General features: G+C 50.4%; 22 protein-coding genes. 19 read left to right on the top strand and 3 right to left on the bottom strand.

The window, feature by feature from the left end; genetic code table 11:
* Nucleotides 1–6: 6 nt before the first annotated feature.
* From NSS79_RS19170 to NSS79_RS19095, 16 genes are all read left to right on the top strand, one after another.
* Nucleotides 7–792 (top strand): HAD family hydrolase, encoded by a 786-nt coding sequence (locus tag NSS79_RS19170; protein WP_342435741.1) that lies wholly within the window; start codon nt 7–9, stop codon nt 790–792.
* 239 nt (nt 793–1,031) lie between these two features.
* Nucleotides 1,032–1,454 carry a FixH family protein gene (locus NSS79_RS19165; RefSeq protein ID WP_342435740.1) on the top strand — a complete coding sequence of 141 codons (423 nt, stop codon included), beginning with the start codon at nt 1,032–1,034 and terminating at the stop codon, nt 1,452–1,454.
* Between the two features lie 119 nt (nt 1,455–1,573).
* Nucleotides 1,574–5,011, top strand: a complete 3,438-nt coding sequence (gene metH, locus NSS79_RS19160; protein WP_342435739.1) for a methionine synthase — start codon at nt 1,574–1,576, stop codon at nt 5,009–5,011.
* A 205-nt stretch (nt 5,012–5,216) separates the two neighbouring features.
* A complete protein-coding gene (rnz, locus tag NSS79_RS19155) occupies nt 5,217–6,179 on the top strand; it encodes a ribonuclease Z (RefSeq protein ID WP_342435738.1) in 963 nt (320 codons plus the stop codon).
* A 249-nt stretch (nt 6,180–6,428) separates the two neighbouring features.
* The gene (locus NSS79_RS19150; RefSeq protein WP_342435737.1) at nt 6,429–7,217 is read left to right on the top strand and encodes an HAD-IIA family hydrolase; all 789 of its coding nucleotides are present in this window, start codon (nt 6,429–6,431) and stop codon (nt 7,215–7,217) included.
* Between the two features lie 47 nt (nt 7,218–7,264).
* On the top strand, nt 7,265–8,080 hold the full coding sequence (locus NSS79_RS19145; protein ID WP_342440401.1) for a DNA-formamidopyrimidine glycosylase family protein: 816 nt from the start codon (nt 7,265–7,267) through the stop codon (nt 8,078–8,080).
* Nucleotides 8,070–8,933, top strand: a complete 864-nt coding sequence (locus NSS79_RS19140; protein ID WP_342435736.1) for a deoxyribonuclease IV — start codon at nt 8,070–8,072, stop codon at nt 8,931–8,933. Before NSS79_RS19145 ends, NSS79_RS19140 begins: the two co-directional genes overlap by 11 nt.
* Nucleotides 8,930–9,274: a cyclic-phosphate processing receiver domain-containing protein gene (locus NSS79_RS19135; RefSeq protein ID WP_342435735.1), complete on the top strand. Its 345-nt coding sequence runs from the start codon at nt 8,930–8,932 to the stop codon at nt 9,272–9,274. The genes NSS79_RS19140 and NSS79_RS19135 overlap by 4 nt, the downstream gene beginning before the upstream one ends.
* Entirely contained in the window at nt 9,271–9,603 is a 333-nt protein-coding gene (locus tag NSS79_RS19130; RefSeq protein ID WP_342435734.1) for a thioredoxin family protein, read from the top strand. The genes NSS79_RS19135 and NSS79_RS19130 overlap by 4 nt, the downstream gene beginning before the upstream one ends.
* Nucleotides 9,604–10,380 (top strand): ATP-binding cassette domain-containing protein, encoded by a 777-nt coding sequence (locus NSS79_RS19125; protein ID WP_342435733.1) that lies wholly within the window; start codon nt 9,604–9,606, stop codon nt 10,378–10,380.
* A 1-nt stretch (nt 10,381) separates the two neighbouring features.
* Nucleotides 10,382–11,449, top strand: coding sequence for an SAM-dependent methyltransferase (locus NSS79_RS19120; RefSeq protein ID WP_342435732.1), 1,068 nt, complete (start codon nt 10,382–10,384; stop codon nt 11,447–11,449).
* A 171-nt stretch (nt 11,450–11,620) separates the two neighbouring features.
* Entirely contained in the window at nt 11,621–13,126 is a 1,506-nt protein-coding gene (locus tag NSS79_RS19115; RefSeq protein ID WP_342435730.1) for a serine/threonine-protein kinase, read from the top strand.
* A 144-nt stretch (nt 13,127–13,270) separates the two neighbouring features.
* The gene (locus NSS79_RS19110; protein WP_342435729.1) at nt 13,271–14,824 is read left to right on the top strand and encodes an ABC-F family ATP-binding cassette domain-containing protein; all 1,554 of its coding nucleotides are present in this window, start codon (nt 13,271–13,273) and stop codon (nt 14,822–14,824) included.
* A gap of 78 nt (nt 14,825–14,902) precedes the next feature.
* Nucleotides 14,903–15,973 carry a ThiF family adenylyltransferase gene (locus NSS79_RS19105; protein WP_342435728.1) on the top strand — a complete coding sequence of 357 codons (1,071 nt, stop codon included), beginning with the start codon at nt 14,903–14,905 and terminating at the stop codon, nt 15,971–15,973.
* Between the two features lie 18 nt (nt 15,974–15,991).
* Nucleotides 15,992–16,294: a Dabb family protein gene (locus NSS79_RS19100; protein ID WP_038592937.1), complete on the top strand. Its 303-nt coding sequence runs from the start codon at nt 15,992–15,994 to the stop codon at nt 16,292–16,294.
* Between the two features lie 122 nt (nt 16,295–16,416).
* A complete protein-coding gene (locus tag NSS79_RS19095) occupies nt 16,417–17,166 on the top strand; it encodes a response regulator transcription factor (protein WP_342435727.1) in 750 nt (249 codons plus the stop codon).
* 41 nt (nt 17,167–17,207) lie between these two features.
* Here the strand turns inward: NSS79_RS19095 and NSS79_RS19090 are convergent, their stop codons facing one another.
* Nucleotides 17,208–17,717, bottom strand: coding sequence for a C40 family peptidase (locus NSS79_RS19090; protein WP_342435726.1), 510 nt, complete (start codon nt 17,715–17,717; stop codon nt 17,208–17,210).
* Nucleotides 17,718–17,999: 282 nt separating this feature from the next.
* Entirely contained in the window at nt 18,000–18,641 is a 642-nt protein-coding gene (locus NSS79_RS19085; RefSeq protein WP_038592932.1) for a thiamine diphosphokinase, read from the bottom strand.
* Between the two features lie 170 nt (nt 18,642–18,811).
* Here NSS79_RS19085 and NSS79_RS19080 point away from each other — a divergent pair, with 170 nt between their 5' ends.
* Nucleotides 18,812–19,276, top strand: a complete 465-nt coding sequence (locus NSS79_RS19080) for a low molecular weight protein-tyrosine-phosphatase (RefSeq protein WP_038599989.1) — start codon at nt 18,812–18,814, stop codon at nt 19,274–19,276.
* A 147-nt stretch (nt 19,277–19,423) separates the two neighbouring features.
* On the opposite strand, the gene NSS79_RS19075 is transcribed toward NSS79_RS19080, so the two are convergent.
* Nucleotides 19,424–20,155, bottom strand: coding sequence for an alpha/beta hydrolase-fold protein (locus NSS79_RS19075; protein WP_342435725.1), 732 nt, complete (start codon nt 20,153–20,155; stop codon nt 19,424–19,426).
* Nucleotides 20,156–20,431: 276 nt separating this feature from the next.
* Between NSS79_RS19075 and pdhA the strand changes: the two genes are divergently transcribed.
* Nucleotides 20,432–21,499, top strand: a complete 1,068-nt coding sequence (gene pdhA / locus NSS79_RS19070) for a pyruvate dehydrogenase (acetyl-transferring) E1 component subunit alpha (protein WP_038592926.1) — start codon at nt 20,432–20,434, stop codon at nt 21,497–21,499.
* Nucleotides 21,500–21,514: 15 nt separating this feature from the next.
* Nucleotides 21,515–22,492, top strand: a complete 978-nt coding sequence (locus NSS79_RS19065) for an alpha-ketoacid dehydrogenase subunit beta (protein ID WP_340897948.1) — start codon at nt 21,515–21,517, stop codon at nt 22,490–22,492.
* Nucleotides 22,493–22,635 lie beyond the last annotated feature (143 nt).

Genomic DNA, 22,635 nt, shown 5'->3' with positions numbered 1-22,635 from the left:
AATCTAATGCCAATTACCGCCGTACTATTTGATCTTGACGATACATTGCTCTGGGATGAACGGAGTGTTGAAGAAGCCTTCCGCAATGCATGTGAAGCTGCAGGTGACTCCATTGATCCTAAAGAGCTTGAAGTTGCCGTTCGCAGGGAAGCCAGGAATCTTTATGAGACTTATGAGACGTTCCCTTTCACAAAAATGATCGGGATTAATCCTTATGAAGCACTTTGGTCCAATTTCTCAGCTGGAGAACAACCGGAGTTCCGTAAGCTCCAACAGTTGGCTCCTGTATACCGTAAAGAATCGTGGCGGCGTGGTCTGGCCTCCCTCGGTGTCGAAGATGAGGTGCTTGCCGAAACGCTGGCAGACAGGTTTGCTGCCGAGCGCCGTAGCCTGCCTTACATGTATGAAGAGACGTTACAGGTGCTTGATGCGCTCCGCGGTAAGGTGAAGCTGCTGCTGCTCACAAATGGTTGCCCGTCACTGCAGCAGGAGAAGCTCGACGGAGTGCCTGAGCTTATCCCCTATTTTGATCATTTAGTCATCTCAGGCAGTTTTGGCAAAGGAAAGCCGGACAAGGATATCTTCCTGCATGCTCTTTCGCTGCTGGATGTAACCCCTGAACAAGGGATCATGGTCGGCGACAAACTCACGACGGATATTAAGGGCGGCTTGGCCGCTGGCCTGACTACTGTCTGGATCAACCGTACTGGCAAATTACCAAATCCTGAGATTCAGCCGGATTATAGAATCGGCCATCTCTCTGAGCTCCTCCCCCTGGTACAATCGCTATAGTGTAACCTTTGTAAAGCCGGTATCCCCTAATGGGATGCTGGCTTTTTTGCGCTCAAAGCAAGAGGTTGGTCAATTATTATAGGGAGAGAATCCATCTGTATATGACTAACTTCACGAAAAAGGCGTGAAAGTTTAAGCAATCTTCTAAAATTGCGAATATGTTGTGTATAATAGAAAAAGAATGCAAACACAAGCTGGAAATATCATTATAAATTCTACCTTGGTCGGGAGGACTCCGGATGATGAAACCCAAGAAGCTGATTGCTCTTTTTACGATTGTGGCGATGTCAATGATTGTAAGCTGTTCAGGTAATAATGGAGAATCAAGCCATATGCATGACGGATCAGAGCACTCTATGGAACCGATTCACGTCGAGCTGAGCTGGAATCCGGTGGACGTGGCGGTAAATCAAAAGGTAGTTTTCGAAGCTGTGGTTACCCAGGGCAGTGAAGCTGTGGATGATGCGAAGGCGGTGCTTTTTGAGATTGTGAATAAGAATAATGAAGAAGACAAGCAGGAGCTTGAAGGCAAGCTCTCCGGCAACGGTACATATAAAGCTGAGGGGATCCTGGTAAAGGAAGGCAAATATGATGTGACTTCGCATGTAACAGCTAGAACACAGCACTCTATGCCGACTAAAGAACTTACAGTGCAGCCATAATGAAATAAAGATAGAGGCTGGCTATAAAGAAAAACTATTATGCAGAGTGGAAAGGAAGGCTTTTCGATTCCGCTTTATTCTGCTAAACTTACTCTAATGTTTTACTGGGGGGATATGAAGTGGCTAAATACACACTTGCTGAAAGCTTGCAGCAGCGGATACTGATTTTAGACGGAGCAATGGGCACGATGATTCAACAGGTGCCACTTACCGGTGAGGATTTTGGCGGGGATGAGCTGGATGGCTGTAATGAGATGCTTGTGCTCACCCGTCCGGAGGTTATACAGACTATTCATGAACAATATCTTGAAGCAGGCGCAGATCTGATCGAGACGAATACCTTCGGCGCAACTTCGGTTGTGCTTGCCGAATACGATATCCCTCAGCGGGCCCGGGAGATTAACCTGGAAGCTGCGAGGCTGGCCAGAAATGCTGTTGAAAAGATTGAGACGCCCGATCACCCGCGTTACGTAATCGGGGCGATGGGTCCGACAACAAAAACGCTTTCGGTCACCGGAGGCGTAACATTCCAGGAGCTGGTGGATAGCTACGAGGAGCAGGCTACAGCGCTGATTGACGGCAAAGTGGATGCCCTGCTGCTGGAAACTTCCCAGGATACTTTGAATGTGAAAGCCGGAAGCATCGGCATCCGCAACGCCTTTGAGAAGGCAGGTATCACTTTGCCCGTCATGATCTCGGGTACTATCGAACCGATGGGCACGACGCTCGCTGGACAGAATATTGAGGCGTTCTATATCTCGCTGGAGCATCTGAAGCCGATCTCCATCGGGCTGAACTGTGCAACCGGACCCGAGTTTATGCGCGATCATATCCGGTCGCTCTCGGCCATCTCTTCGGCAGCAGTTAGCTGCTATCCCAATGCCGGGTTACCGGATGAGAACGGGAACTATCATGAGTCACCGGATTCGCTTGCCCGCAAGCTGGCAGGTTTTGCCGAGAAGGGCTGGCTGAATATTGCCGGCGGGTGCTGCGGAACGACACCGGATCATATCCGGGCGATGGCTGAGACACTGGCAGCTTATCCGCCGCGCCAGCTGGAGGGAAGTCATCCGCCGGCATTGTCAGGCATTGAACCTGTTTATGTTGAGAGTGACAACCGTCCTTATATGGTAGGTGAGCGTACGAATGTACTCGGCTCACGGAAATTCAAGCGGCTGATCGTGGAAGGGAAATACGAGGAAGCCTCGGAGATTGCCCGGGCACAGGTCAAGAGTGGAGCTCAGGTCATTGACGTCTGCGTACAGGATCCGGACCGCGATGAGATCGAGGACATCAAGCTGTTTCTGGAACTGGTAGTCAAAAAGGTGAAGGTTCCATTGATGATCGATACAACCGATCCCAAGGTTATTGATCTGGCGCTGCAATATTGCCAGGGTAAAGCGATTATTAACTCCATTAACCTTGAAGATGGTGAAGAAAAATTCGAACTGGTTACACCACTGATTCATAAATACGGGGCTGCGATTGTCGTAGGCACGATTGATGAATCCGGGCAGGCCATTAAAGCGGAAGACAAGCTGGAGGTTGCCAAACGCTCCTATGATCTGCTGGTGAACAAATATGGGCTGGCGGCTGAGGACCTGATATTTGATACACTCGTGTTCCCTGTTGGTACAGGGGATGAGCAGTATATCGGCTCTGCTAAGGAGACCATCGACGGTATCCGCATGATCAAGGAAGCCCTGCCTTCCGTGCATACGATACTGGGGATCAGTAATGTTTCTTTTGGATTGCCGGAAGCGGGCCGCGAGGTGCTGAACTCAGTCTTCCTGTATGAATGCACGAAGGCCGGACTGGACTATGCCATCGTGAATACGGAGAAGGTAGAGCGTTATGCTTCCATCCCGGAAGAAGAGCGCCATCTGGCTGAGCAGCTGATTTACAATACGAATGATGAGACTCTGTCTGCCTTCGTTGCTGCGTTCCGTGAGAAAAAGGTTGAGAAGAAAGAGAAGATCTCCAATCTTTCGCTGGAAGAACGGCTCGCTTCCTATGTGGTTGAAGGAACGAAGGAAGGGCTGATACCTGACCTTAACGAAGCGCTGACCAAAAGTGGTCCATTGGAAATCATCAACGGGCCGCTTATGGCTGGAATGTCCGAGGTGGGCCGGTTATTTAACAACAATGAGCTGATTGTTGCTGAAGTGCTGCAAAGCGCTGAAGTAATGAAGGCTTCTGTCGGCCATCTGGAGCAGTTTATGCAGAAGGACGAGACATCGGTGAAAGGCAAGATTATGCTGGCCACCGTCAAAGGAGATGTCCATGATATCGGTAAGAACCTTGTGGAGATCATTCTCTCCAACAATGGTTACCAGATCGTTAATCTGGGTATAAAAGTACCACCTGAAAATATCATTGAAGCTTTCCGCCGTGAGAAGGCCGATGCGATCGGCCTGTCCGGCCTGCTCGTCAAGTCGGCGCAGCAGATGGTCCTGACTGCCCAGGATTTGCGCTCAGCAGGTATTGATGTGCCGATCATGGTAGGCGGTGCCGCGTTGACCCGTAAATTCACTAAAAATCGTATCCGGCCTGAATATGACGGCCTGGTACTGTACGCTAAAGATGCGATGGATGGTCTGGATATCGCTAACCGGCTGATGAATCCGCTGGAGCGGGCCAAGATCGAAGAAGAGGTCCGCCTTGAAGCGGAGGCGGCAGTTGCGGTGGCACCGCAGCAGGAGCTTCCGGTCCTGACCCGGGCCGTCCGGTCCAAGATTTCAGCAGATGCACCTGTATTTACTCCACCGGACGTAGAGCGCCATGTGCTGCGGGGCTATCCGCTTGGTCATATCATTCCATATGTGAATATGCAGATGCTGCTGGGCCATCACCTGGGATTACGCGGTTCGGTGGAAGCACAGCTTGCCGCCGGGGATGCCCGCACCGTGGAATTGAAGGAGACAGTGGATGACATCCTGCATCACGCGATGCTGGAGGGCACCATTAAGCCTCATGCCATGTATCAATTTTTCCCGGCACAGTCCCAGGGTAACGATATACTGATCTATAACCCGCAGAACACTGCAGAGGTTCTGCATACCTTTACTTTCCCGCGGCAGAATGTCGAGCCGTTTCTCTGTCTTGCCGACTTCCTGAAGCCAGTGGAGAGCGGAATTATGGATTATGTCGGGTTCCTGGTCGTTACCGCCGGTCACGGTGTCCGTGAATTATCGACCGAACTGAAAGACAAGGGGGATTACCTCCGTTCCCATGCTTTGCAGGCAGTGGCGCTTGAGGTTGCTGAAGGGCTTGCTGAGCGTGTTCATCACATGATGCGGGATACCTGGGGCTTCCCGGACCCTGCAGATATGACGATGAAGCAAAGACATGGTGCGCGGTATCAAGGGATCCGCGTTTCCTTCGGATATCCGGCCTGCCCGGATCTGGAGGATCAAGGGCCGCTGTTCAAGCTGCTTATGCCGGAGGATATCGGTGTCCATCTTACTGAAGGCTTCATGATGGAGCCGGAGGCGTCGGTATCAGCGATGGTCTTCGCCCATCCGGAAGCGCAGTATTTCAACGTAGAGAAGCTGTAAGCTTCCCAATCCCCATGGACTGGTCTGAAGGTGGAAATCCTTCTAAGCGGAACCTCCCGTAATCGGGAGGTTTTTTGCTGGGAACGAAGCTGGAGCGGAAGAAATGCCGAGAAAGATGATTTCATTTCGTAAAAGAGGTAGAATGCATTTCATAGGTGTAAGGAAGATGTTTTTGTCTTTACAGAAAAAAGAGAGGAGGATTATTATGGAGGTTTATTTTCTGGGCACTAATGCAGGTGTGCCGACCCTACAGCGCAATGTTACCTCAATTGCCCTAAGGCTGCTTGAGGAACGGCGCAGTTTCTGGATGTTTGACTGTGGAGAAGCCACTCAGCACCAGGTCTTGCGTTCTCCACTGCGGCTGGGTAAGCTGGAGAAGCTGTTTATTACCCATCTGCACGGTGATCACCTGTTTGGCTTGCCGGGTCTGCTGTCGAGCCGCGGATATCAGGGTGGAACCGCTCCGCTAACTGTATATGGTCCACCGGGCCTGAAGGCTTTTCTGGACATTTCATTATCCGTCAGCCAGTCCCGTATTCCATATAAGCTTGATATTGTAGAGCATACCGGAGGTCTCGTGTTTGAAGACGACAGCTTTAAGGTGGAGGCTGGCCTGCTGGAGCACCGGATTGACAGCTATGGTTACAGGGTAACAGAGAAAGACAGTCCGGGAAGTCTCAATACAGAACTGCTTCGAAGCTATGGGCTGAAGCCGGGGCCGCTTTATGGCAAGCTGAAGAAAGGTGAGGATGTCGTTACCGATGAAGGGACGCTCATTCGCGCTGCAGATGTGGTCAACGAGCCTAAAAAAGGACGCATCGTGACTATTTTGGGCGACACACGGCCTTGTAAGGGAAGTCTGCCGCTGGCACAGGGTGCTGATCTTATCGTCCATGAGGCAACCTTCGCCCATGACCTGGCGGATATGGCCTATCAATATCATCATAGCACTGCCCGGCAGGCGGCTATGCTTGCCCATGAAGCGGAAGGACGGGAACTGTTACTGACACACTTCAGCTCACGTTATATCTCGCAGGAAGAGCTTGCTCCACTGCTGGAAGAGGCGCAGGCGATCTTCCCGAATACATTGCTTGCAGAAGAGTTCTGCACCTTTCCGGTGTATCGGCGAAACTCCCTGAAGCCAGCGGGAAATGGCCCGGGGAATTAAATTATTTTCCGGGAAAGCGCAGGAAATGACACTGTACTGCCATAAAAAGACCAACAGGACAGCGGTTCGCTATCGTTCGACGATGTATGTTAAATTTTAAAGATTAGACTCGTTAAAACAGCACGAAGCAGTAGAGAAAATGCCGAACAGTTGCGGGTTTGTATGCTGTTGCTGCGGTTCATTTAATGTTAATTAATTGAGTGATCTATTAATTACATTAATTAATATTCAGGGGATGGAGGGAGCGGTATGAAAGATATCGGAGGTTTGCTGATTGATCTTGACGGGACATTATTTCACGGAGGCGTGATGATTCCCGGCGCCGACAGACTGATAGCAGGACTGCGCTCAGCGGGAATCCCCTTTCTGTTTGTAACAAACAATTCGTCACGGACAGCGGCGGCTGTCGCCGCACATCTGAACGGGATGGGCATTGAAGCCAAGGCGGAAGAGGTCTGCACTTCCTCAATGGCTGCAGCCCGTTATGTTGCCGAGGAATCACCGAAGGCAAGGGTGGCGATACTTGGGGAAGAGGGATTGATTGAAGCCTGTACAGCTGCAGGATTGTTAATTGTGACGGAGAAACCGGAGTATGTGGTGCAAGGGATTTACCGTTCTTTTACATATGATTCACTGGCGCAGGCTTCCCGCTGGATTCAGGAAGGTGCGAAATTTGTGCTGACGAACCCGGATTTGATGCTGCCTTCCGATGATGGGGTCATGCCGGGGGCGGGATCACTGGGGGCGGCGATTGAAGCCGCAAGCGGTGTCTCCCCTGTTGTCATCGGCAAACCGGAATCGCACCTGGTGACCTATGCAACTGCACTGCTGGGAATTAAACCGGAGACGGCTGTAGTCGTCGGGGATAATATGCGGACTGACATTTCAGCCGGGGTAAAAGCCGGCTGCCGGACGATATTGGTGCTTACCGGCCTGACTACAGCGGACAATTTCGAACATTATCAACAGATAACAGACGTAACACCAAATGAAATTTATGCTGATTTAGCTGAACTTATGGTAAGGCTCGGTGTATAATGTCAATGTTGTGATTGCTTTACCAACCTAGAAGGGACGATGTGAATATGCCGGAACTGCCGGAAATGGAGAATTACCGAAAGCTGCTAAGCCAGCATCTTATAAATGTTCCAATTACGGGTGTAACTGTGAATAGGGAAAAAACAATAAATATGGACACTGAAGCCTTTGTCAACGCACTGGTAGGTGCGCGCATTGTGTTTGTAGAACGCCGTGCCAAGCATATTCTGTTCCACCTTCACGATGGCCGCAGGCTGCTGCTGCATTTAATGCTCGGCGGATTGCTTTACTATGGAACCGAGGAAGAACGTCCGGATCGCAGTACACAGGTGGAATTGGCCTTCGGTGAGCACATTCTGTACTTTATGGGTTTGCGGCTCGGATACCTTCATCTGTTGTCGGTTAAGGAAAGCGAAGCGGCAATGGGCAAGCTGGGCCCTGAGCTTCTGGACCGCAGAATGACCGCGGAGCGTTTCGCAGGGCTGCTGAAGGGACGCCGCGGCGCACTTAAGAGCCTGCTCGTGAACCAGCAGGTTATGGCCGGCATCGGCAACTGCTACGCCGATGAAATTGCTTTTGAGGCAAGGCTGCTGCCCTTGGTATTGGTTCAGAATCTATCGCCCGAGGCGATTACACGCTTGTATGACAGTATCCGCAAGGTACTGACGGAGGCAACGGAAATCGGCGGTTATATGGAGATGCCGTTTATGGCCGGCGATACAGTTACCGGCTCTTACAATGACCAGTGCAAGGTATATGACCGGGAGGGCGAACCATGCCTGCGCGGCGGGGGAACGATAATTAAGACGGAGCAATCCGGGCGTAAAGTGTTCTATTGCCCGGATTGCCAGCATGAAGAATAGCCCCAAAATTGGGGCTCATGTCAGCATTCGCGGCGGATACGGGCGTGCGGCCCGGTTCGCCTGGGAGAGCGGTGCGGCGTGTTTTCAATATTTTCCGAAGAATCCGCGCAGTCTGAAGCTGAAGCCGGTGGACAGGAGGGATGCCGAGGACTGCGCTGCCTTCTGCAGGGAGAAGGGAATCGTGTCTATCGCGCATACTCCTTACCCGACGAATATGGCGGCCGGAACCAATGGTGCGGCTTCCCGGGAGATCATGGTGGCATCGCTGCTGAATGATCTGGAAATCGCGGAGGCCTGCGGTTCGCTGGGGATAGTCGTGCATTTCGGACATTTTGCCGGAATAGAGCCGTTACAAGGCTATCAAAATATTATACAATGTATGAATGACACGCTGGTCGCCTGGAATGGCCGGACCAAACTGCTGATTGAGAATCAGGCCGGGAATCATGGCAATGAAGGCATGACGCTGGAAGAGCTGGTTAAGGTACGTGAGCTTAGCCGCTTTCCGGAGAAGATCGGATTTTGTTTTGATACCTGTCATGCTTTTGCATCGGGGATCTGGAATCCGCAGCATACGGAGGAACTGCTGGAACGGGGGGCTGCGCTGAATTACTGGCCGCATCTCGTTGCCGTACATCTGAATGATTCCCTTTATCCCTATGGGCTGCGCCGGGACAGGCACGCGCCGATCGGACAAGGCCATATTGGTGCAGAGAATCTGCGGAAGCTGCTGACCTCAGAGCCGTTTCGTCATCAGGCAGTTGCCTTGGAAACCGAAAAGGGGCCGGACGGCACCCACCGCCAGGAGATTGCTGCCGTGCTGGACTGGTATGAAGCGGAGGACAGACCGTGATAAATATTTATATGGATGATCTAAGAAAGCTGCCTACCGGCTTCACGCTGGCCCGGACAACGGAAGAATGTCTGCTGCTCTTGCGTGAATGCGAGGTCGGTATCCTGTCACTGGATTATGATATGGGGCCGGAAGATTACAACGGGGCTGAAGTGGCCAGACGAATCGTGCTGGAAGGCTTGCATCCCCGGGAGATCTATCTGCATACCTCAAGTGCTGCTGGCCGCAAAGAGATGTATGAGTTGTTGTATGCTGCAAGACCTGAGGGAAGCGTACTGCATTATGGCCCGGTCACAGCTGAAAAGCTAATGGAAATTGCTGCAGGAGCGGGATGCATATGACTGAAATTACTGAAATGAATCAATCCGAGCTGCTGGGCTTGCTGGAGCAGAGGCGCGAACCGCTTGCTGTTTTTCTGTATACCCCGCTATGCGGGACCTGTAAGGCTGCCCGGCGGATGCTGGAGGTAGCGGCTCATCTGCTGCCCCGGGATTTGCTAATGGCTGGCGGGAATGTGAACATGCTTCCGGAGCTTGTGAACCTCTACCGTATTTCAAGTGTCCCTGCACTGCTGGTGGTCCCGGCGGACCGCTGCTCCGAACCGGAGATTCATTATGCAATGGGTTCTGTAGAACAAGTGCTGGAATACATAAGGAGAGTGACCTCATAAATGATATCTTTACAACATCTTACCCTTAGACGGGAGCAAAGCCAGATTCTTGATGATGTGTCGCTGGAAATGAAGCAAGGCGAAAACTGGGTTATTCTTGGAAGGAACGGTTCCGGCAAAACAACGATTCTGGAGATGATGACTGGTTATTTGTTTCCAAGCAGCGGATCCGTTGAGGTTCTGGGCTATAAATACGGCCAGTGCGATCTGCGTGAAGTGCGCAAGGAAATCGGCTATATCGGCCCGTCGCTGATGGAAAAGCTGTCGCTTACCGACCCCGTGTGGGAAGTGGTAGCTACCGGTGCTTATGCTTATCTGCGATTTTATCAGGCGATTCCACAATCTGTTCAGGATCAGGCGAAAAGGCTGCTTGAAGAGATGAATCTTGGAGAAATGGCCTATCATCCGTTTGGCACCTTGTCTCAAGGAGAACGCAAAAAGGCGATGCTGGCCCGCTGCCTGATGGCCGAACCGAAGCTGCTGATTATGGATGAGCCCTGTGCTGGCCTTGATCTATACGAGCGGGAAAAAATGCTCGCCGAGATCGACAAGCTGAAGCAGCGTGATGTATCTGTAGTTTACGTTACACATCATGTGGAAGAGATTGTGCCGCTCTTTACCCATGTGGCGCTGATCCGTGACGGGAAGCTGGCAGGCTCCGGCCCCAAAGAAGAAGTATTAACCAAAGAAATGATCTTGGCTACTTTTGATATTCCCGTAGAAGTTGAATGGGATAGCGGTCGTCCCTGGATTAAAATCAGACCTGGAGGCAAATGATTTGAACGATAGTATACAAGAGAACGGTGAGCAGACAGCTGCTCCGGAAGAAAAGACCCTTTCACGTTATATCTGCACCGCCAATCACGGCTTTGCACCATATGCCCAGGAAGAACTCCGCCGCCTGTTCGGCGCGGTGAAGAGTACGCTGCTGCTGCCGGGTGAGATCTTCTTGGCGACACTGGAAGCGGAGCCGGAAGAGGTATCCAGCCAGCTGGCGCAGAATCTGCCGATCTTTCTGCGGCATATTCAACCCGTGCAGTTCCAGGATCAGGGCAACCCGTCTGCCCTGGAACGGCTCGTAGCCTATCTGAGCCGGCGCAAAGAATTGGAAGGCGAGAAGGTTTCGCTGCATGTGCGCAAAGGCGGAAGCTCCTTCTGGCAGGACAGCCCCGGCGAGCTTCGGGAATGGCTGCAGGAGCAGCTCGTGAGTCTGGGTGCGGAATTCACCGTACAGGAACCGGCGTGGGTTATATCTGTTTATGCAGACGGAGAGGCGCTGTATGCCGGAGTGTCCCGGCCTGAGGACAACCTGTCCAGCTGGAACGGAGGAATGATCCGTTTCCGCAAAGAAGATGGGCAAATTTCGCGTGCGAAGTTTAAGCTGATGGAAGCGGAGAAGGAATTTGCCATTCCGTTCTCCAGCTTTCGCAATGCGGTCGATATTGGCGCTTCTCCGGGCGGCTGGACATCATTCCTGCTGGAGCGCGGCCTCAAGGTGACGGCTGTTGACCCGGCACTGATGCATGAATCGCTGCGCAATCAGCCAGGACTGAAGATTCTGCGCAAAAATGCGGGTGAAGTGAAATTCCGCGAGAATGAGTTTGATCTGCTGGTCTGCGATATGAGCTGGAGCCCCAAGCTGATGGCGAAGCTGGTTACGGGGCTGCTGCACAGTCTCACGCCGGGTGGAACGGCGGTTGTTACAGTGAAGCTAATGCATAAGAAGCCACTGGCGATGATTAAGGAAATCATCAGTATGTTTGAGGGTGAACGGATGCAGATTCAGCGGGCGAAGCAGCTGTTTCATAACCGTGACGAGATTACACTGTATATGATCAAGTATTAAGTGAATCTTTGTTTAGGTAACAGCATTAGTTCATTCTATAAATAATTTAGTTTTTAGAGGGAAAGCATCCCGTTATCTACGCTTCCGGCGAATCGCCGGGTTAAGCTTGTATAACGGTGGCTCTCCCTCTTTTTTTGTTTGTATCAGGCTAGGGACAAGGAGGAAATGAGGATGAATTACGAATCGAAGCTTGCTGTGGGGCAGGTTCTTGGAGACAGATACCAAATCACTGCTTTAATCGGTACGGGGGGAATGAGTTATGTATATCTGGCGGAGGATATACGGCTGGCGGGCAAACGCTGGGCCGTGAAGGAAAGCATGTGCTTTGAAGGCGAAGGGAATTACGGATCCGTTCTGGCGGAAGCAGATATGCTTATCTCGCTGAACCACAAGCTATTCCCGAGAGTGGCCGACTTCTACCCTCCGGATGAAGAAGGATATTGTTATCTGGTTATGGATTATATCGAAGGTGTGACCCTTAGCCAGTATATGGCCGGGCATCCTGTACCGATACAGACTGAACGTCTGATCAGCTATGTCAAACAGCTGCTGGAGATATTGTGTTATTTACACGGGCATCAGCCGCCGATTATTTACCGTGATTTGAAGCCCTCCAATATTATGCTGACCGGAACGAATTCGCTGATGCTGATTGATTTTGGTATTGCACGCAGCTACAGAAGCGGTGCAGGTGAAGATACCGAGAAGCTGGGGACCGTCGGCTTCGCCGCCCCGGAACAATACGGCAGCGGACAGAGCGGGCCTTTCTCAGACCTCTATGGTTTGGGAGCGCTAATGTTGTATATGGCTTCTGCCGGTCAATACAGCCGCTGGCAACCGGGCATGGAGGCCAAGCTGCGCCGGGTAATTCCGGATAAACTGATTCCTGTCATCAGACGTTTGCTGCGCCATCATCCCGAAGAAAGATATCAAAGCGCCGAGGAGGTGCTGCTTGCGCTGGAGCCGATTGAAGCGGCGGCGGAGAATTACACATTCCGGGAGATGCGGATTTCCGGCCCGGAGACGAAATGGAAAGCGATCATTGTGACGCTGCTCGGGACAGCTTCGGGCCTCGGCACGACACATACTTCTCTGGCAGTGGCCAGCAGCCTTTCCAGGAGGGGGATGACGGCCTGGGTGGATTTCAGCCCGGATTCATCCGTTTATGATCGTATCCGCAGCCTGTTTGATTTTCCGGTGGCCGGGGGATTCCCCACTAGTAAAGTCCTTCCTCTGGAATGGAAAGAGCTGCATTTCTGGCAGCGTCCAGAACATGGGAATATGACAGAAATACTGGAGATGGGATATCAGTTTGTAGTACTCGACCTTGGAACAGGCGGTTATGAGGCAGCGTTTGAGGCGTTCACGGCCAGCGATGTTCCGATGCTGATTACATCGGGAGCCGAATGGAGACTGGAAGATACTCTTCACTGGCTGCGCCGCAGCGGGCTTGCACCACAGCCGAAGTGGCGGATTTGTCTGCCGTTTGCTGGGAAATCTGCAGCGCTGTTGCTGGAATCTGCGCTCGGTATTGGGAGGGTATACGGTTTGCCGCTCCAGCAGGATCCTTTTCAACGGAAAGGGAAGCTGCTGGAGGTTCTGGATGAACTGCTAAGTGAAAGCGTGAAGAAGAAGAATTCTGAAAAACGCTATGGTTTCTTTCAGAAAAGAAAATGAATGATTGGAATTATATTGCAATAGATCTTTCCTTCAGTTAAATTCCTATTTCAGGCTGGCGCTTACTTGTGCTAAAATGGTCGTTGTATGTATTGACAGAATACTGCTTATTTTTAAATATAGATAGGAGCTTACGGAGAATTTATGAGTTTACTTACAGTAGAAGACGTTTCCCACAACTTCGGAGACCGGCAGCTCTTCAAGAATGTGAATTTCCGGCTGCTCGACGGAGAGCGTGTTGGACTGGTGGGGGCGAATGGCGTCGGCAAATCGACGCTGATGAATATTTTGACCGGAACTTTGCTGAAGGATAGCGGGAGAGTGGAATGGACTCCCAAGGTGCGTTATGGCTATCTGGATCAACATACTAATCTTACGCCGGGTAAAACCGTGCGCGATGTGCTGAAGGATGCTTTCCTGCCGCTGCTTGAGCTGGAAAATGATATGATGGCGATTACCGAGAAAATGGGCGATGCCTCTCCGGAAGAGCTGGAACTGCTGCTGGAACAGATGGGGGAAATCCAGGAACAGCTGGATATCGGAGATTTCTATTTGATTGATGTGAAGGTTGAGGAAATGGGCAACGGGCTGGGATTGACGGCGATTGGCCTGGATCGTGATGTCGCTTCGCTCAGCGGAGGACAGCGGACTAAGGTGCTGCTGGCCAAGCTGCTGCTGGAGAAACCGAATGTGCTGCTGCTCGATGAGCCTACCAACTATCTGGACGTGGAGCATATTGACTGGCTTACCAACTACCTGAAGCAGTATCCGTATGCCTTTTTGCTGATTTCCCATGATACAGAATTTATGAACAAGGTTGTTAATGTTGTGTACCATCTTGAATTTGCCAAGCTGACCCGCTATACGGCCAACTATGAGCAATTCCTTGATATGGCTGACATGAACAAAAACCAGCATATTGATGCTTATGAGAAGCAGCAGGAGTTCATTAAGAAGCAAGAGGATTTCATTCAGCGAAACAAGGCGCGCGCTTCCACCTCGGGTCGGGCGAAGAGCCGTGAGAAGCAGCTCGACCGTCTGGAACGGATTGAACGTCCAGAAGAAGCGGCCAAGCCGACGTTTTCGTTCAAGGAAAGCCGGGCCAGCGGCAAGACTGTATTCGAAGGCATCGACTTCGAGATTGGCTACGACCGTCCGCTGCTGCCAAAGCTGAATATGACGATTGAACGCGGGGATAAGATTGCAATTGTCGGCTGCAACGGTGTAGGTAAATCCACGCTGCTGAAGACGATTCTCGGCGTGCTTCCCGCTTACAGCGGAAAAACGTACTTGGGCGATTTCCTCAGTTCCGCCTACTTCCAGCAGGAGGTTAAGGCTGCTAACATTACACCGATTGATGATGTCTGGAATGAATTTTCCAGTCTCAATCAGCATGAAGTGCGCGCCCATCTGGCCCGTTGCGGATTGAAAAATGAGCATATTACCCGTCCGCTGAGCATGTTGAGCGGTGGGGAACAGGCGAAGGTGCGTATATGTAAGCTGATGATGCGCGAAAGCAATTGGATTTTATTCGACGAGCCTACAAATCACCTTGATATCGTCGCCAAAGCAGAGCTGAAGCGTGCCCTGCAGGAATACAAAGGTACCATTCTGCTCGTATCTCATGAACCTGATTTCTACGAAGATTGGGTGACAAAGACTTGGGATGTTGAGCAGTGGTCGGCGCAATCTGTATAGTTGAATTTCAAAGTCCGGGGAAGAGCAATGTTATTGGTGCTGTTCCCCGGCTTTTAAATATGGGGGGCTGTTTCCGGGATGAGCCATAATGAACATGAAAAAGAGTCTGCTGTCCATTCTTCAGGCCGGGATGGACGATATTCACGCCAGGTACGCTTTACACCTTTCGGGATAGAGGGGCAGCAGGGCCTGGCACGTTCCAGCGTACTTATTGTTGGAGCTGGAGCGCTTGGCACGGGGATTGCCGAGACACTGGCGCGCTGCGGAGTGGGACGCCTGATTCTTGCCGACCGTGATTATGTGGAGTGGAGCAATCTGCAGCGCCAGCAACTGTACACTGAGGAGGACGCTATCGGGCGTATGCCCAAAGCGGAAGCGGCCAAATCCAGACTGGAGAACATCAATTCTGAAATAAAGGTTGAAGCGCATGTGCTGGATGTACGTGCCGAAGAACTGGAAAGCCTGCTTCACGGCGTGGACCTCATCATGGATGGCACTGATAACTTTGATACCCGGCTAATTATAAATGATATGGCGATGAAGTACGGCATTCCCTGGATCTATGGGGGCTGCGTAGGCAGCTATGGTATTACCTATACGATTCTGCCTGGAGAAACACCATGTCTGAACTGCCTGCTGGGGACTATACCTCTGGGTGGGGATACCTGTGATACAGCGGGGATTCTGCCGCAGGCAGTGCAGCTCGTTACTGCTAACGCTACAGCAGAGGCGCTGAAGCTGCTCGGAGGACGGAAGGAACAGCTTCGCAACAAGCTGCTGACCTTTGATGTGTGGCGCAATGAACATCAGGAGATCGGTGTCAAAGCTGCCAAGAAGAGTGATTGTCCGTCCTGCGGCAGCCAGCCGGTTTATCCTTATCTGACAGCGGCGAATACGGAACGGAGCGATGTGCTTTGTGGCCGGGACACCGTGCAGATCCGTCCGGCGCGGCGGCAGAAGCTGAATCTGCAGGAAACGGCAGACCGGCTGTCCAGACTGGGGGCCGGCAAGGTAGAGAGCAATCCTTATCTTGTCTCCTATACGGATGGGCCTTACCGCATGGTCATTTTTACTGATGGACGAGCTTTGATTCATGGAACCAGTGATATTGCAGCAGCCCGCAGCTTTTATCACCGGTATTTCGGATAATGAAGGAGAGAGGATAGCATGAACAATGGAACGATCCGTCACATGGCAATCTTTACGTTAAAACATCCGGTGAATTCTGAAGAAACGGCGGCATTTCTGAGAGCCGGAGAGGATATTCTCAGCGCTATTCCGGTGGTGCGCAATTTTGAGGTGCTGCGCCAGGTGAGTGCCAAATGTGAATATGACTTTGGCTTCTCGATGGAGTTCGATAATCAGGAGGCTTACGAGGCCTATAATAATCATCCCAGTCATCAGGCTTTTGTGCGTGAACGCTGGGACACTGAGGTGGCGGGCTTTCAGGAGATTGATTTCGTGAAATAATTGTTAATAGAAGTCAGCAAAGAGACCATTTCTGAGGAATGGTCTCTTTGCTTTGCGGGAAATCTAATGAATATCTGCGGCCGTACGGCCGCTATCGAACGATGAGTGAGGCGGGGATGTCCATGAATGAGGTAGTCGTATGGTTTGCGCCCGGGGCAGTCCTTGGCAGTAAAGAATCTGCGGAAGACAGAACCAGGAGAGAAGAGGAGCATCAATTCATTGAGCTCACTCTGCATGAGCTTGGACTGCAAACAGCATTAAGCGAAGATCTTGAGGATCTTCGCTTAATGCTGTCCAGAGTGGAGCCCGTACTGCTCTTAACGGAGCTGTACGATGCCCGAGGATGGGAGGGATGGGAAATTGTTGCGGATCTTAGAGAACGGGGCGTGTTTCTGCCAGTAGTAGTCATATCCGGCGGCAATTCGGAAGGAGAGGTAGTTGCGGCTTTTGAGGCGGGCGGCAATGAATACTTGAAGAAGCCGTTTCATGCAGGCGAGTTCAAATGCAGGGTAATGAATCTGTTATGGCTCACCGGACACCGGAGGGGCCATGAGACACGGCTTAAGGTCGATGGACTGGTGCTGGACCCCAGCCGCAGGCTGGTTAGCCGGGACGGAAATTCCCTTACACTGACCCCCAAAGAATTTGATCTGCTGTATTACCTTGCCGTGCATTTGGGGGAAATTTGTCCCCGCGGCGAGATTCTAAAGCATGTCTGGGGATACCATTTTCAAGCGGATACGAATGTAGTAGATGTCTACATCCGGCATATCCGGTTGAAAGTGGACAAGGGCCATCGCAATAAGCTGATTCATACCGTACGTGGAACCGGATATGTAATGCGCGCACCGGAAGGGGTAGAGACGGACTGACTTCCGGTGCAGGGTAAGCGCTGAAAACTATTTATAGAAAACTACAGTACACGACGGGCTTTAAGGTAGGTTCTTTTCCAGTTTCCGGAGTTCAAATCCGAAATCGTTACACCCGGTGAGCCATAAGTGTGAAGAATCTTGCCATTTCCTGCATATACGGCTACGTGAGTTACGTTTCTGCCGTTAGCTCTGCTGCCACTGGAGAAAAATACCAGATCACCTGGACGAAGGTTAGCTTTAGAAACAGAGGTTCCGACTTTCGATTGCGCTACAGATGTGCGCGGCAGATTGACGCCATATTTGGCGAAAATGTATTTGGTAAAGGAAGAGCAGTCAAAATATCTGGTAGTAGAAGTGGATGCGCCGAACTGATAACGGGTACCCAGATAGTTTTTGCCGAAATTAACAACCTTTTGTCCAGTAGAGGACGACGTCACGGATGCAGCAGCAACGGGTGCTGTGCCGGCTCCTGTAACCATCAGTGTACTCAGGCCAATTGTGGTGCACATTCCTACGACGATTGCTTGCTTAAACCATTGTTGCTTTTTCATGTTGTAATACCTCCCAGGTTTGTATCTATCTTTCATTCGTCTTTCTCTGTTTTGTAGTATAGCAGGTTATACATGCCCTAAAATATGGAACAGAGGCTTCAAAACCAAGCTGGATATGGGTTGTAAGCGTTTTATTAAAATCGCATTAAAAGTTACAAAATATTAATATTTGACAGTTATTTCGATACAAAAAAAGCCGGAAACCCCTTTGTGACAAGGGTAATCCCAGCTTTTTCATTTTGAAACAAAGGTTACAACGGTGTCTCCGAATTCATATGTAAATCAATCTTTACTCTGAATAATCAGTAGCAGACCGCTCTCAATAGTAACTGTTCCGCACTCCTCTATCAGACGGTTGCTTACGGCAAGAGACTGGCCAAGCTTAAGCGTGGCATCGGTAAGCGGGTATTGGAAACCTTGAAGTGTAATCCCTGTAACTTCAGGAGTCAGAGGGAGTAAAGAGACATAAGTATACCCGCGCTCATGCACCAGCGCCTGCGAACCGGTCAGGGTGATATAATTATGAGTATCCATCACAGAGCAGCTTACCTGCCGCTGCAGTGCTCTTGTCATCATCTGGATCCCGGCCAGAGTATGGTCCATCCGCGTGCCGGTCACACCGATCAGCAGAATCGACTCGGGCTGGGTGTTGAGTGCAAGTTCAAGCGCCATCTCGCTGTCGGTCAAGTCCTTGTCCACAGGGTCGCAGGTGATGGTTTTTTTGCTTCCTGCCTCAATCTGCTGCAGTGCTTCTGGGGAGACAGAGTCGAAATCGCCAACGGCAATGTCGGGTGTATACCCATGGGATATTAGAAACAAGGCGCCACGGTCAGCACCGATAATAAAATCTTCTTCATCTAATAGTAGTAAAAACTCCTCTGACAGCTCGCCGCCGGCAAAAATAACAACACGTTTGGATGGCAATACAATCCCCTCCTTTAAATCTGCTACATAGTTTGTCATCCTGACCAAGTATAATGCAGATTGAAAAGTTGTACAATTGATGCGGACAACGCTAAAATGAATAGAGTACGTTTCGTTTATGAAATGTGCAGATTAAATAACTGAGGAAACAATTGCAGGAGGTGAGAGAAATCGTAAGTGTATTATTTGTTTGTCTGGGCAATATTTGCCGCTCGCCTATGGCAGAAGCGGTGCTCCGCCATAAAATTGGTGAACGCAAGCTATCCGATAGAATCTCGGTGGATTCTGCCGGTACTGGTGACTGGCATATCGGCAAAGCACCACATGAAGGAACCCGCCGTATTCTCGATCAGTGGGGAATCAGCTATGAGAATATGACAGCCCGCCTGGTTAGCAGCGGTGATTTTGAAAAGTTTCAATATATAGTGTGCATGGACAAATCAAATGGGGAGAATGTCCGCAAGCTTCCCGGGGGGAAGGACGCGGAGCTGCTGTTCTTCATGGATTTGCTGCCGGATGAAGAGCTGCGCGAGGTACCAGACCCTTATTTCACCGGTAACTTCGAGCAGGTCTATGATCTGATCAGTGCCGGCTGCGATGTACTGCTGGAGCGGATTATTGCGGAGAAGCTCTAGACAGGGCGCCACATTCCAGAATATCGGTTGCCGTCCTTGCAAAAAAAGGACGGGCACCGTAATGCCCGTCCTGATTTGAAAGCGTAAACAGTTAGGGAACATACATACGTTCGTAGTATGTTCACTGTTTTGCCCATTTCACCTGTTTCATGAGTTGAAGAAATAGAGTAATGATTCTGGGAGCTCTTTTTGCCAGAATCCCCAGAGATGACGCCCGTCTTTTTCGCGGTAGGATACTGTAGCGCCCCGCGATTCCAGCAAAGCCTTGGTATCCCTGTTCATCTGCACGAAATCGTAAACTCCGGTATCCGTCTGGTATTCAGTTTCTTGCAGTCCTACTACCATATTAATAGTAAGCCAGGAGAGGTCCTCTTCCTGCGCAATGATTTCACGTGACTCCGGATAATATGCACCGGAAAGACTAAGGACACGGGTGAAAAGCCCGGGATATGCCAGTGCCAAATGCAGAGAAACACTGCCGCCCAAGGAGTCTCCGGCGATGATCCGCTCATCAGGGATGCGGCGAACCGGATAATTATGTTCAATGAAGGGAATAATCTCTTCGGCAAAGCAAGACAGGTATTGCTTGAACCTGCTGCCAAAGGGGGCATACTCCTGTGTCCGCACGGGGACATTTACTTCCACGCCAACAATAATGAAAGGTTCCACATCTTCTTCCACAATCAGCTGCCCGGCAAGAGTAGCGATGCGGCCGAAGTTGAAGAACTCCTCGCCATCCTGGCAGTACACTACCGGATAACTGAGGACTTCGTTATAACCGGGGGGGAGATAAATGCGCAGCCTGCGTTCTTCCTGGAGAAATTCACTCCATAATGTTTGCTTAACAATTGTACGTTTCAGAAAAACAGGTTCGCTCATAGCTGAATCGTCACCTTTCTTGTCGAATTTTGCATTAAACGTAGCAGTGCGTTAAAATTACCCAAGCGGTAAATGTGGCATTAATCATTTACTTGCTTAAAAAACTCTGATCTGTTATAGGATATTCATCAACCTGTTATACATACAAAATTTATGGAAACATAAATTTTATGCGTATTTCTTTGACGAAACAGATAAAACAGGTGTATAATAATTCTATAACAGAGGCCACAGATATTCAAATGGTATTCAAATTTTTTTATTGAGGTGAAAATGATGACTAGAGTTCCTTATGAAGTGTATACAGAGGACGTAGAGGCCCTTTCGGTACTTTCCCCGGATGGAGAAGTTATCAACAAGGATAAGATGCCTACACTTACCGATGATCAACTGAAAGAAATCATGTATCGTATGGTATTTACCCGTACTTGGGATGACCGTGCGGTCAACTTGGGTCGTCAAGGCCGCCTGGGATTCTACGCGCCGGTATCCGGACAAGAAGCAACCATGGTGGGCAGTGAATACGCCCTGCAGAAAGAAGATTTCGTATGCCCTGGCTACCGTGACATTCCGCAGTTGGTATGGCATGGACTTCCATTATACCAGGCTTTCCTATATTCCCGCGGCCATCAACATGGCGGTGAGATTCCTGAAGGTGTAAATGTTCTTATGCCTCAGATTATCATCGGTGCACAAATTCTGCACGCTACCGGAATTGCAATGGGCTTCAAATTGAAGAAGCAACAAAACGTTGCTATTACTTACACGGGTGACGGCGGTTCTTCCGAAGGCGACTTCTATGAAGGTCTTAACTTTGCCGGACGCTTCAAATTGCCGGTAATCTTCTTTGTTCAAAATAACGGCTATGCGATTACGACTCCGTTCGCGAAGCAAACGGCTGCCAAATCCATTGCACATAAAGCAGTAGCAGCTGGTATTCCCGGTATTAAGATCGACGGCATGGACGTCTTTGCAGTAATCTCCGCGGTGCAGGAAGCTGCAGAACGCGCACGCAAAGGCGAAGGAGCTACGCTGATTGAAGCTGTGACTTACCGTTTCCGTCCGCATTCCCTTTCCGATGACGCCAGCAAATACCGTTCCAAAGAAGAAGAAGGACAATGGAACGAGAAGGATCCGATTGCCCGTCTTGCCAAGTATTTGGAGAAGAAAGGCCTCTGGACCGAAGAAGATACGCTGCGCGTAAGAGAAGAAGCGAAAGCGACTGTTAACGAGCAGATTAAAAAAGCAGAGCAAACCGAAAAAATGACCGTTCCTGGCTTGATCGACAGCATGTTCGAGGTAACTCCGAAACATCTGGAAGAACAAAAAGCCGATTTTGAATAAGGGGGATATCAGGCAATGGCACAAATGAATATGAAAGAAGCAATTCGTGACGCAATGCGCGTTGAACTGAACCGTGACCCTAACGTTCTTATCTTCGGTGAGGATGTAGGGAATGTAGGGGGCGTCTTCCGTGTAACGGAAGGGCTGCAAAAAGAATTTGGCGAAGATCGTATTTTTGATACTCCGCTTGCTGAATCTGCCATCGGCGGTCTGGCTTTTGGTCTGGGTGTGCAAGGATTCCGTCCGATCGCTGAAATCCAGTTTGTTGGTTTCATCTTTGAAGCACTCGATCAAATCGTCGTTCAGGCTGCACGCCTGCGCTGGCGTTCCGGGGGCAGATTCAATGCTCCTGTAGTATTCCGTACTCCATTTGGCGGCGGCGTAAAAGCGGCTGAACTGCATACCGATTCACTCGAAGGCCTGATCGCTCAAAGCCCGGGGATCAAAGTGGTTATTCCTTCCAATCCGTACGATGCAAAGGGACTTCTGATTGCCTCGATCCGTGACAATGACCCGGTATTCTTCATGGAGCACTTGAACCTGTACCATGCATTCCGTGCAGAAGTGCCTGAAGGTGAATATACCGTCGAGCTGGGCAAAGCAAATGTTGTCCGCGAAGGTTCGGATGTTACAATTATCTCTTACGGTCTAATGGTACATACTGCTACCAAAGCGGCCGATCAGCTGGAAAAGGAAGGCATCAAGGCTGAAATTATCGATCTGCGTACGGTTAGCCCGATTGATATTGATACCATCGTTGCTTCTGTGAAGAAGACAAACCGTGCGATCGTTGTGCAAGAAGCGCAAAAGAGCTCCGGTGTGGCTGCAGAGGTAATCGCACAAATCAATGAAAAAGCTATTCTTCATCTGGAAGCGCCAGTTCTTCGTGTTGCCGGTCCGGACACCATTTATCCGTTCGCGCAAATCGAGGATAGTTGGATTCCTACACCAGCACGCGTAGTTGCAGCTGTTAAGAAAGTTATGGAATTCTAAGAAGAAACGTCCTTGCCGTCCTTGTAAAAGGGCGGCACCCGTTTCTGATTTGCTTTTGAGGTATTCACAAACTAAGCGGATGTTTTCGAAGCGAGTTTCTGAGAAGTTGGTTGAAGAAGCATCGGCTATATAACTATTAGGAG

This window comes from Paenibacillus sp. FSL L8-0436 (assembly GCF_038593025.1).
Classification (GTDB): Bacteria; Bacillota; Bacilli; order Paenibacillales; family Paenibacillaceae; genus Paenibacillus_AQ.
This window is presented reverse-complemented; position numbering and strand designations above follow the sequence as displayed.

Excerpts from the sequence above, each read along its gene's own strand:
- NSS79_RS19170 (WP_342435741.1), top strand. The coding sequence starts at position 7 with ATGCCAATTACCGCCGTACTATTTGATCTTGACGATACATTGCTCTGG.
- NSS79_RS19165 (WP_342435740.1), top strand. The coding sequence starts at position 1,032 with ATGATGAAACCCAAGAAGCTGATTGCTCTTTTTACGATTGTGGCGATG.
- rnz (WP_342435738.1), top strand. The coding sequence starts at position 5,217 with ATGGAGGTTTATTTTCTGGGCACTAATGCAGGTGTGCCGACCCTACAG.
- NSS79_RS19150 (WP_342435737.1), top strand. The coding sequence starts at position 6,429 with ATGAAAGATATCGGAGGTTTGCTGATTGATCTTGACGGGACATTATTT.
- NSS79_RS19145 (WP_342440401.1), top strand. The coding sequence starts at position 7,265 with ATGCCGGAACTGCCGGAAATGGAGAATTACCGAAAGCTGCTAAGCCAG.
- NSS79_RS19140 (WP_342435736.1), top strand. The coding sequence starts at position 8,070 with ATGAAGAATAGCCCCAAAATTGGGGCTCATGTCAGCATTCGCGGCGGA.
- NSS79_RS19130 (WP_342435734.1), top strand. The coding sequence starts at position 9,271 with ATGACTGAAATTACTGAAATGAATCAATCCGAGCTGCTGGGCTTGCTG.
- NSS79_RS19125 (WP_342435733.1), top strand. The coding sequence starts at position 9,604 with ATGATATCTTTACAACATCTTACCCTTAGACGGGAGCAAAGCCAGATT.
- NSS79_RS19115 (WP_342435730.1), top strand. The coding sequence starts at position 11,621 with ATGAATTACGAATCGAAGCTTGCTGTGGGGCAGGTTCTTGGAGACAGA.
- NSS79_RS19110 (WP_342435729.1), top strand. The coding sequence starts at position 13,271 with ATGAGTTTACTTACAGTAGAAGACGTTTCCCACAACTTCGGAGACCGG.
- NSS79_RS19105 (WP_342435728.1), top strand. The coding sequence starts at position 14,903 with ATGAGCCATAATGAACATGAAAAAGAGTCTGCTGTCCATTCTTCAGGC.
- NSS79_RS19100 (WP_038592937.1), top strand. The coding sequence starts at position 15,992 with ATGAACAATGGAACGATCCGTCACATGGCAATCTTTACGTTAAAACAT.
- NSS79_RS19095 (WP_342435727.1), top strand. The coding sequence starts at position 16,417 with ATGAATGAGGTAGTCGTATGGTTTGCGCCCGGGGCAGTCCTTGGCAGT.
- NSS79_RS19090 (WP_342435726.1), bottom strand. The coding sequence starts at position 17,717 with ATGAAAAAGCAACAATGGTTTAAGCAAGCAATCGTCGTAGGAATGTGC.
- NSS79_RS19075 (WP_342435725.1), bottom strand. The coding sequence starts at position 20,155 with ATGAGCGAACCTGTTTTTCTGAAACGTACAATTGTTAAGCAAACATTA.
- pdhA (WP_038592926.1), top strand. The coding sequence starts at position 20,432 with ATGACTAGAGTTCCTTATGAAGTGTATACAGAGGACGTAGAGGCCCTT.
- NSS79_RS19065 (WP_340897948.1), top strand. The coding sequence starts at position 21,515 with ATGGCACAAATGAATATGAAAGAAGCAATTCGTGACGCAATGCGCGTT.